The sequence below is a fragment of the Marinomonas sp. BSi20584 genome, from assembly GCF_002792415.1.
Classification (GTDB): Bacteria; Pseudomonadota; Gammaproteobacteria; order Pseudomonadales; family Marinomonadaceae; genus Marinomonas; species Marinomonas polaris.
Genome location: NZ_KZ454910.1, coordinates 1 through 10,053 on the forward strand (window position 1 = coordinate 1; position 10,053 = coordinate 10,053).

The 10,053-nt window shown below is 39.5% G+C and carries 7 protein-coding genes; 4 read left to right on the top strand and 3 right to left on the bottom strand.

Going from position 1 to position 10,053, the window contains the following annotated elements; genetic code table 11:
• Nucleotides 1-568: 568 nt before the first annotated feature.
• Both TY87_RS22105 and TY87_RS22110 read left to right on the top strand, forming a co-directional pair.
• The gene (locus TY87_RS22105) at nt 569-1,570 is read left to right on the top strand and encodes a porin (protein ID WP_100188723.1); all 1,002 of its coding nucleotides are present in this window, start codon (nt 569-571) and stop codon (nt 1,568-1,570) included.
• 212 nt (nt 1,571-1,782) lie between these two features.
• The gene (locus TY87_RS22110; RefSeq protein WP_198432172.1) at nt 1,783-2,562 is read left to right on the top strand and encodes an IclR family transcriptional regulator domain-containing protein; all 780 of its coding nucleotides are present in this window, start codon (nt 1,783-1,785) and stop codon (nt 2,560-2,562) included.
• 109 nt (nt 2,563-2,671) lie between these two features.
• Here TY87_RS22110 and TY87_RS22115 read toward each other — a convergent pair whose 3' ends face one another.
• The 3 genes from TY87_RS22115 to TY87_RS22125 all read right to left on the bottom strand — a co-directional run bounded on the left by TY87_RS22115 (nt 2,672) and on the right by TY87_RS22125 (nt 7,009).
• Nucleotides 2,672-3,985: a sulfatase-like hydrolase/transferase gene (locus TY87_RS22115; protein WP_100188725.1), complete on the bottom strand. Its 1,314-nt coding sequence runs from the start codon at nt 3,983-3,985 to the stop codon at nt 2,672-2,674.
• Nucleotides 3,985-5,928 carry a TRAP transporter permease gene (locus TY87_RS22120; protein WP_100188726.1) on the bottom strand — a complete coding sequence of 648 codons (1,944 nt, stop codon included), beginning with the start codon at nt 5,926-5,928 and terminating at the stop codon, nt 3,985-3,987. The genes TY87_RS22115 and TY87_RS22120 overlap by 1 nt, the downstream gene beginning before the upstream one ends.
• 73 nt (nt 5,929-6,001) lie before the next feature.
• Entirely contained in the window at nt 6,002-7,009 is a 1,008-nt protein-coding gene (locus TY87_RS22125) for a TAXI family TRAP transporter solute-binding subunit (RefSeq protein ID WP_100188727.1), read from the bottom strand.
• Nucleotides 7,010-7,284: 275 nt separating this feature from the next.
• Between TY87_RS22125 and TY87_RS22130 the strand changes: the two genes are divergently transcribed.
• Nucleotides 7,285-9,045: a SulP family inorganic anion transporter gene (locus TY87_RS22130; protein WP_100188728.1), complete on the top strand. Its 1,761-nt coding sequence runs from the start codon at nt 7,285-7,287 to the stop codon at nt 9,043-9,045.
• A 24-nt stretch (nt 9,046-9,069) separates the two neighbouring features.
• A complete protein-coding gene (locus TY87_RS22135; RefSeq protein WP_100188729.1) occupies nt 9,070-9,999 on the top strand; it encodes a LysR family transcriptional regulator in 930 nt (309 codons plus the stop codon).
• Nucleotides 10,000-10,053 lie beyond the last annotated feature (54 nt).

The window sequence follows — 10,053 nt, forward strand, 5'->3', positions numbered from 1 at the left end:
ATCTGCAGCAGTTGACACACAAACATCTCGCGCCTTATGATCGGAGACTGCATTACCAATTTCAAGCAGCTAGCTCAGCAGGCATTAATAGCACGTTAAAAACACACAGCAACTCTTACTTTTTACCCCACCATACAAATATATCGGACACGGTCATGTTCCAATCAAGCCTTTGCTCGTTCATCGCTAACAAAATGCTCTAGATATAGCTTATTTAGATTAGATCATTCACAAATATCATCTATAATATTTAAAATATACTCAATTTCTCCAACTTTTCTGATGGATTCAATTATCCAGGCACAACAAAAAAAAATATTTCTATAGAAAATTTAAATGAAAATCAATTTAGACATCCCCCCCTAAATAAACACCAAAAAATTAATAAAAATCATTCACATAAAATTAATTTAACTCTCACCCCCTTAATAAATCCACCTTAAACAACCCTCTAAAAATTAACAAAATCAATAAAGTGTTTCACTAGGTGAAACGCATCATTTTGAATTAAAGTACTTTTGATACCCTCAATATGTTCAAAAAATAATTATTAAAAAAGGTATCTTACATGATAAAAAAATCACGAAATTTAATAGCAATTGCGCTATCCACACCATTCATGTTGTTTCAAGTAGCCTCTGCAGCAGATAATTCTGACGTCGTCATCAATGAGCCTAATTTCACATTTTTTACCAGCTTCGGAGTTCTAAATGTAGAGAAAAAAGATTTCGACCCTGAAGCATTTGAAACAGAAGTAGGAATAAATGGCACTGTAAAATCCAATGATTTCAACGTGATTTATAATTTAAAAGTAGATCTATCTAATGCGATAAATAGTAGAGATACAGGCGGTACCGATGGTGAAGCAGATATTCATGTAAAAGAGGCAAGCATGATTTTTCCTACTTCATACGGTACTTTAATATTGGCACCAAGATCAACAAGTGGACAATATAGAGACTTATATTCTAATGTAGATTATTTTGAATATAATGAAGCCCACTCAGGAAAAACAACACCATCAGGGAATACCTTATTTGGGCAAGCATCTGAAGGAAGTGATACTGTTGCATGGTCATCCCCTAAGTTTTACGGATTTAAATTCGTCGCTGCTGCACTGTCTGTCAGTGAAAATAACAACAACGATATTGACGTAAAATCATTTCGTACCATCTATAATGAAGGCGGATTTAATTTTGGAGCGGGACTTGTTATTTCTAGTAAAACTTTGACTGGTGCTACAAAAGATTACAAGCGCTCGGCTATTACAGCGGGTTATAAGTTTAACAAAGTAGATTTAGGCACAACCTATGAAGTAAATACAGATACATTTGGCTCTGCAGGCGATTACAATACACTTGGTATAGCTGCCCGTTACTACATAGACGACTCCTACTCAGTTACTGCTGCTTATTACAAAAAAGACTCTGATATAGATTCAAATGACAACAAAGGAACAGTTTTTCAAATCAAAAAGAAAATCGGAAAAAGCATTTCTCTCTGGGCTGAAGCCGCGAACTATGACATAACACCAGACAATGTAGCGCTAGGTGTAAACTTAAGTTACTAATTCCCTAAGCTTTTCTCTTTTATAAAAATGCTCAAGTATTAATCCCCTTTTACTTGGGCGTTTTTATATCAAAAAATTTTACATATCCTCTTTTTTGAATATCCATTCCTGTCTTTAAAACATTATCATTAGATAAAATATAAAAATCACCATCCATAAACCTAACTATAATAAAATTGCATAAAGTCTCTATGCTTTTGAAGGTTAACATCATGGTAAAATCAATAGATTCTGTTACTAGGGCAATACATGTATTAGAAACGCTAAAAAAAGCGCCTCAAGCACTTACACTTTCTGAGCTTAAGAACTGTACAAATATAAACAAGGCCACTTTACTGAGAATTCTAAAAACATTAATTATTAATGGCTGGGTAATAAAATCGCTCAGCGAGAATAGATACAGTGTTTCCTCTTCAACACTAGAGGACATCTTACCTAAATCTCAAGAAGCTCGTTTAGCTGAAGCGGCAAACCCAATACTAGAAAGCCTTTATTATAAACTAAATTTACCATCAGATATTAGCATAAGAGATGGAGATAGAATGAAATTGGTAGAAACAACACGCGATAGACACTCTTTCCTTACCACTAAATTATCTCAATGCCGTCCTGAATTTTTATATTCAGGAATTGGTCGTTGTTATTTAGCATTTTGCGAAGAAGAAGAAAGGTTAGATATAATTAAAAAACTTAAGCAATTAAAAAGCAAAGAAGGAAAACTTGCTCAAGATGCTGAATGGCTAAACCAGATGATTAATAACACTAGAACACTAGGTTATGGCATCCGCCAATCGTCTTACTATAATCATCAAAATGGTAATGGCTTACTCATAGAAGCAATTGCAGTACCCATTAAAAAACATGATCAAAAATTGATAGGTTGCCTTTCTTTGGCTTGGTCTTCAGAAAGCGTAAAAAGGATTAAATTAGAAAATGAAATTCTTTTTCAGCTCAAAGAAGCTGCACAAGAAATATCAAATCGAATGCCATAAAAACACTTATGACCTTTATTTAAATTCCATAATTAAAAACAATAAAAAATCTAATTATCTTAAAAAAATAAAACCAGCTCTACTTCTAACAAGCTGGTTTTTTTACACTTTACCTTTGTGGCATATCTGCAACACTATAACCAAGACTCACAGTGGCATCATCCGGTATTGCAGGTATCGTGGCATTCCAGTCGAGCCATTGCTGTCTCATACTGGCAAGCCTGTCTGGGTGTCGTTTTGCTAAATTTGCTCGTTCACGAGCATCATCCGTCACGTTAAACAGATATTCATGCTCATCCACTTTAAGATATTTCCAATCATCGATACGCAAAGCCCGCTGACTACGATGATTCATGCGCCAATATAAAGGACGCTCGAATCGTTTTGTTTCACCTTTTAATACTGGCATTAAGGACACACCATCCACGGGGTAATTTGGATCAAACTGACCATTGCCCGCTTCAAGTAAGGTTCGCGACCAATCCATTGTCATACAATGCTGCATACTAACACTGCCTTTTTCGACGACACCAGGCCAACGCACCACCCAAGGCACTCGAATACCGCCTTCAGTTAAGTCCATTTTGCCACCCACCAAAGGCCAGTTATCAGAAAAACGTTCTCCACCATTATCACTGGTAAAGACGATTAACGTGTCATCGGCAATACCATGTTTTTCCAGGGTTTCCATAATACGTCCAATACCTTCATCCATGTGATGAATCATTTTTCTATAAGTATGGATGTTACCCCCTTCTAGGTGAAATAAGGTTGAAAGATTATCCGCTAAATGCGCATCATCTCGGGTTTCCCATGGCCAATGAGGCGCCGTGTAGTGAATACTCAAGAAGAATGGCTGCTCAGGACTTTCTTCCACTCTACGATTGATAAACTCTAGAGAGTGTTCTGAAATAAGATCTGTCAGATAGCCTATTTCTTTATGCTCTTCTTCGTTAATCCATAAGTCATGATCGCCATGACCACTTTTATGAGAAAAATAATCAACACCGCCCGCCATAATGCCAAAGAATTCATCGTAGCCTGAAGAGCGTGGACCAAAATGGGGTGGATAGCCAAGATGCCATTTACCCATTAACCCCGTATAGTAACCTGCTTTTTTAAGCTGAGATGGCAAGGTAGGAATATGCGGAGGTAGCCCTAAAGTAGAACTCCCTATGCTCTTACTGTTTATTGGTTCTTCCAATGCACCGCGCAGGCGATACTGATAAGCCATGGTCATTAAAGCAAAACGTGTTGGTGAGCAAACTGGGGAATTGGCATACCCTTCTAAAAAGATCATCCCCTCCTCTGCCAATTTATCTATATTTGGTGATACCTTACCAAACTGAGCCTCACGCCCGCCGTAGCACCCTAAATCTGCATAACCAAGATCATCTGCGACAATGTATATAATATTCGTCATTATTTTGCTCCCTTAAAACGCTGCGATATTTTTAATTCGTGTCTTAAATGCCAACCCCATAAAAAGATGGCCATTGAAATACCTATCTGATCCCACAGAAGACCTGGTGCAAATAATAGAACTGCTGCGACTAAACGCGCCGCGACTTCATAAAAGCGTAACTTGTGGGCATGAAAGCCAGTTAACGCTGTCGCCATTAAAAGAATTCCAACCGCTAATTTTACTAATAACCATAACCAAGGAATGAGCTCGAAATTAACGCCAGAGTCAGCGACGGTGAGTAATAAAGGGTTAAAAGCAAAGGTAAATGGAATAATGAAGATCATTATTCCGACTTTGGAGGCTTGCACCGAGGTACCAATAGGCCCCCCTTTTGCAATACTGGCAGCGGCGAAAGCGGCAATAGCAACAGGAGGCGTAATCGCCGACCCTACTGCAATAAAGAAGACGAACATATGCGCTGTAAGTGGTGCCAGCCCTAGCTGTTCCATAGCAGGAATGGCGATCGTTGCAACAGTGACGTAAGCCGGCAAGGTTGGCATACCCATGCCAAGTACAATGCAACAAAGTGCGGCAATCAATAACGAAACTAGCAATGAATTAGACACAATACTAGACAGCAACACACTAAACTTGACTGGAACTCCCGTGGCTGACAAAGCCGAAATAACAATACTCACCGCGGCAATGGCCATTAGTAAACCAGCAAATGTTCTTCCACCTACAGAAAGACTACTTATCAGTTTAATGGGTTTCGCTCTAATATCCGGATTGATAAAACTTAGCGGAAATAAACAAGCCAACGCGGCTATAGAAGCGCCTGATGGTGATAACCCATACAGCAGCAAAGCCACAATAATAAAGAGAGGGATAAAAATCAGTAACAGGTTTAAATAATCTTGCTTATTGGGTTTATCAACGCCTTCGAACTCATCATCGGCTTTAATATCTAGACGACGGGATTCAAAGACAATCATAGCGAATAGACTCGCGTAATACGCAATGGATGGCACCAAAACAGCAATAATAACGGTCATATAGTTGACGCCAACAAAGTCCGCCATCACCAAGGCCGCAGCGCCCATGATAGGTGGCATGATTTGCCCACCGGTAGAAGCAGATGCTTCCACTGCTCCAGCGAAATTGGCAGAAAAGCCCCTGCGCTTAATCATAGGAATTGTGATAACGCCAGTGCCCACCACGTTACCTACAGCACTACCAGAAACCGTCCCAAACAAGGCTGAAGACAACACAGCAGCATGAGCAGGGCCACCTGCCGTTTTTCTCATCCAATGAAAGGCAATACGAATCATGGAGTCACCCGCTCCAACACCCTCCAATAATGCGCCAAGAATGATGAAGGGAAATACTGTTGTAATTACGATAGCAAAGGTACTACCTAAAATACCGGTGTCTAAGCTGTATAGAAGATTTTGCGCCAATGTTTCATTCACATCATGACTAACGGTTTGCAGAGGTCCTGGCCAATATTGCCCAGTTGCCATGTACAAAATCCCGATAACGCCAAGTAAAGCAACAGGAACACCCCATATGCGCCAACAAAAAAACAATGCGCCGGCTGACGCTAAGACCGCAATCCACATTTCGCTAGAACCAAATAAGAACATGCCATCATCTAGCGCACTACTAATCTGGTAAAATGACCAACAACACCACAGCAAGCCAAACATGAATACCGTGCTAATAGCGGCCACTAAAATATTGGTTTTTCCAAGCAGATAACTTTCCATCATTGAAAAAGCAATGGTGACAACGCATAAAGCAAAAAATGTCGCTCTAAAAAAAACCAGCGGAAATGGCCCTATACGCAGATCACCAATGGCAGGCATCACATTCGCTAAGCCATATAAACATATCATTAAACTCAATATGACAATGACCGCTGAAACAAGTCTCAGTAAAAGACGAGAAGAAAAAAGCATAAAAAGCTCCCTTAAACAAAGAGCAAGCTCTTTGTTTAATGAAAAATGGTATAAAAAGAATATCTAAAAACTATTACGACTGAGGAGGCAATAACTCTTCTGGAATAGCAATTCCTGCTTCTCGATAATAACGCACAGCCCCTGGGTGAAGAGGCGCATTAACGCCGACAAAATAATCGGTCGTTAGTAGATCATTAAAAAGGGAATTTGATTTTGCCAAAGCCAAACGGTTCTCAACAAACTGCTTTGTCAACGTGTAAGCAATATCATCAGAAAGGTCTTTTTTCACAGCCATCATCATTATCGTCTGCCAAGTCAAAACCGATGTCGTATTTACCTGACCTGGATAAGTATTTGCTGGAATTTCGGCTGCCTGCATCCCTAGGCCTTTAGGCGGAATCATTTTCTCTCCTGGAACACCAAGCAGACGAATATCATTCGAGAGACTGAGCTCTGCAAGCGATTGCGAACCTAAACTAAAAGTACCGACAAACACATCAAATTGTCCATCCTGATAACTTTGTGCAGCGGCCCCCCAAGGTGCCTTGATCGCCTCATAATCGCCTTCGGCAAGTCCGCCTGCCGCAGCTAGACTAATAATTTGCGAGTTAGCCGCACCAGCTGGCGGTCCTATATACACTCGCTTACCTCTTGCATCTGCCCAAGTATTAATACCAGAATCAGCGCGAGTAATGGCGTGATAATAACTACCAGGTAGCGTAAACAAGCCACGTACATTTTCAGACAAAGCCTTCGCTTTATCAGCCATCTTTGCGTAAGGACCAACTCCCTTTTGCATAGCTGTAAAAGCTAAAGGTGGAATAACGGCCGAGTCCAAACTCCCCTGTCCAATTTTCAAAAGCGATTTTGTTAGTGTCTGATTCAGAGATAATTGAATATCAACGCCTTGCTTAGACCAGTAAGGTGCCATGGCTTGAGGAAACATTCCAAGAAGACTATTTGGCGTTGCTGATTCCATTCCGATTTGTTCAGCGTGTGTAAAAGAAGCCATAAAGGAGCTAGCGAATACGACACTAACAGCACACAATCCGTTTTTTAGAAGTTTTTTAGGGTTATACATTTTATTGTTCTCCGGCTCGATATTATTTTTTTTGTCTAGCTATGGAAACAATCTACCCCTAATTTTTGTATCCGTAAAATGCCATTTTGAGAGATTAATCAATCATTAATGAATACTAAAATCGATAATCTATTCATTAATGATTGATTGGATGTCTTATTTAGCATTACAAGATTAAAAGCTTCTGTTTTATCATTTAGAAAAACGGACATCTGATATTCATCCAAAATACTTGCTAACTAAAGGCGTCTCCTTTCACTCGTAATGGAATCATCATGCTTCAAACCATCTTGTCGGTCTTATTTCCTTTCTTTTCTTGGGCACAACAACAAACGCCCTTAATGTTTAAAAAAGATCTAGTGGCAGGAATAACTGGCGCAGTATTAGTTCTACCTCAAGGCGTTGCATACGCTTATATTGCGGGATTACCTCCTGAAGTTGGCTTATATACAGCCATTGTTTCAGCATCGGTTGCTGCTTTATTTGGTAGCTCGTTTCATATGATCTCAGGACCTACTGCAGCTTTATCTATTGTTGTCGCCTCTGTAGTGCAGCAAATAGGCTACTCATCCGTCGCAGAGCAAATGACAATCGTGGTGACTCTTTCGTTTTTAACAGGTCTGATACAGTTTTCTTTAGGCGCTCTTCGACTTGGAGCTTTGGTCAATTTTATTTCTCATACCGTAATTATTGGCTTTACAACTGGCGCAGCTATTCTAATTGCCGCCAGCCAAATAAAGCATTTTATAGGTGTCAAACTGCCATCAAATTTATCCTTTATCAATGAACTGAGCGCACTAATAGAACACCTTGGTCAGCTGAATACCTATGCATTAGTAATTGGAATCGTCACTTTAATCACCTCACTGCTTATCAAGCTTATTAATAAAAAACTTCCTAATTTATTAATAGGTATGGTATTTGGCAGTATTACCTGCCTATTGGTGGATGGCCAAGCTCATGGGGTTGCCATGGTACAAAGTATGCCTGGAACCTTGCCGCAGCTGTCCCTACCTAATCTTTCATCTAGCAGTTTGCATAGCTTATTTTCAGGTGCTTTTGCAGTGGCATTACTTGGATTAATTGAAGCCGTATCTATTGCTCGTGCCATTTCAATCCGATCAAAACAGATTATTGATGGCAATCAGGAATTTGTTGGACAAGGAATGTCGAATTTAGTCGGTGGTTTTTTCTCCTGTTATCCGAGCTCTGGCTCATTCACCCGTTCCGGTGCCAATTACGACGCTGGAGCAGTTAGCCCTTTATCCGCTGTATATGCGGCTATTATTGTTGCCATCGTTATTGCCTTTTTCCCCTCAGCCACGGCCTATTTACCGCTTCCAGCTATGGCCGGCAGCGTACTTTTAATTGCTTGGAACTTAATTAATAGAAAAGAAATCATAGAGACTCTAAAACTCAGCTACGCAGAAGCCATTATTCTATCTGGCACTTTTCTTTCAACGCTGTTTATACAATTAGAGCTTGCTATCTATGTTGGCATTATTTTGTCCATTGGTTTTTACCTGCGCAGAACATCAAGACCTAGAATTATTGAAGTAGCTCCCATACAGGATACAGAAAACAGAATCATTCGGAACATTCATCGATATTCATTAGAAGTGTGTCCACAAATAAAAATAATCCGTATAGATGGATCACTGTATTTTGGTTCTGTGGATTATGTGCAAAAAGAAATCAGCAAACTGACTAAGGATGGGGCAAAGCACCTTATCATTGTTGCCAAAGGCATCAATTTTATGGATGCTTCAGGTGTTCATTTACTTGAATCCGAAATATCACGAATTGAAAAATTAGGTGGCTATGTCAGGATATGCTCCCTAAAAGGCACCGTCTTAGATGAGATTAGATCCATGCCTGTATTCAAATCTTTTCTATCAACCTACCTAACTAAGAATACAAAAGACGCTATCATAGGGATTCTAGAACATATCAATAAAGAAAAGTGTCGTCATTGTAGCGCGCGCATTTTCAATGAATGTGCTAGTTTTCCAGATCACCAAGAAAATAATAATTAGAAAGCCTTAATAGGTCCAAAATACATGGAATCAAAACATCTAATTTATCTATCCGTCATTCTAGAAAAAGGCTCTATTACTGCTGCTTCAGAGCATTTAAACATTGCTCAACCCACTCTTACGAGAGCCATGGCAACCCTTGAAATGCAGGCTGGAGCTCAGTTATTTACAAGAAGTCGTTTTGGTGTTTCAAGCACTCCTATTGGTGAATCTTTGGCGAGAGAAGGTCGAGCTATTACCCGCAGGCTTAGCTCAGCAAAAGAACAAGTCTCTCGATATAAGTTAGGCATCAAACACAATTTGCGCATTGCAACAGGTTCATTACTTGCGATGGAGATATTACCGGTCATTATTGAAAGAATGTTGGCTGAACAACCTGATATTGCAATGACCGTTACTTGTCTTAATCCTTCTATCGCCTTAGAAGGTCTAATGGATGATCAATTCGATATTATTATTGCTCCGCAGCCTTCAGATAAAATCACTGAAAACCTCCATCGTGAACTCATCATCGAAGATAGAATTGGCATTTTTTGTGGAGAAAGCCACCCTCTCGCAAACAAAAAAAACCTTCAAATTGAAGATTTTGCCGGACTTGATTGGCTTAGCCTAGGTATTGCATCGTATTTCGAAAAACAAACAACAGAGATGTTTACCTCCTATGGTATCCATAGCACAAGAACAAAAGTTATCTTTAGAAATGATGCCATTATGATCATGAAAATGCTGTCTACCGGTCGATATCTCGCTGCTTTACCTCATTTCCCCGTCTCTGTGATTAAAGACGCTTACACGGTAAAAGAAATCAATTTAGAAGATGTTATGCCTATTGAAAGAAATATATACATCATGTGCTCAAACTCATTAAAGGAACAATTCGCCTATCAGACTTTCAACAAAATCACTAAACAAGTTTTTGCTGAATTAACCCAAGACAATAAAATTTCGCCTTAAAACGTCATGACGTTAACAACTCCCCTTGCCAGCGTCCTGACTCCCACTCGGCTT

Excerpts from the sequence above, each read along its gene's own strand:
- TY87_RS22120 (WP_100188726.1), bottom strand. The coding sequence starts at position 5,928 with ATGCTTTTTTCTTCTCGTCTTTTACTGAGACTTGTTTCAGCGGTCATT.
- TY87_RS22130 (WP_100188728.1), top strand. The coding sequence starts at position 7,285 with ATGCTTCAAACCATCTTGTCGGTCTTATTTCCTTTCTTTTCTTGGGCA.
- TY87_RS22115 (WP_100188725.1), bottom strand. The coding sequence starts at position 3,985 with ATGACGAATATTATATACATTGTCGCAGATGATCTTGGTTATGCAGAT.
- TY87_RS22135 (WP_100188729.1), top strand. The coding sequence starts at position 9,070 with ATGGAATCAAAACATCTAATTTATCTATCCGTCATTCTAGAAAAAGGC.
- TY87_RS22125 (WP_100188727.1), bottom strand. The coding sequence starts at position 7,009 with ATGTATAACCCTAAAAAACTTCTAAAAAACGGATTGTGTGCTGTTAGT.
- TY87_RS22105 (WP_100188723.1), top strand. The coding sequence starts at position 569 with ATGATAAAAAAATCACGAAATTTAATAGCAATTGCGCTATCCACACCA.
- TY87_RS22110 (WP_198432172.1), top strand. The coding sequence starts at position 1,783 with ATGGTAAAATCAATAGATTCTGTTACTAGGGCAATACATGTATTAGAA.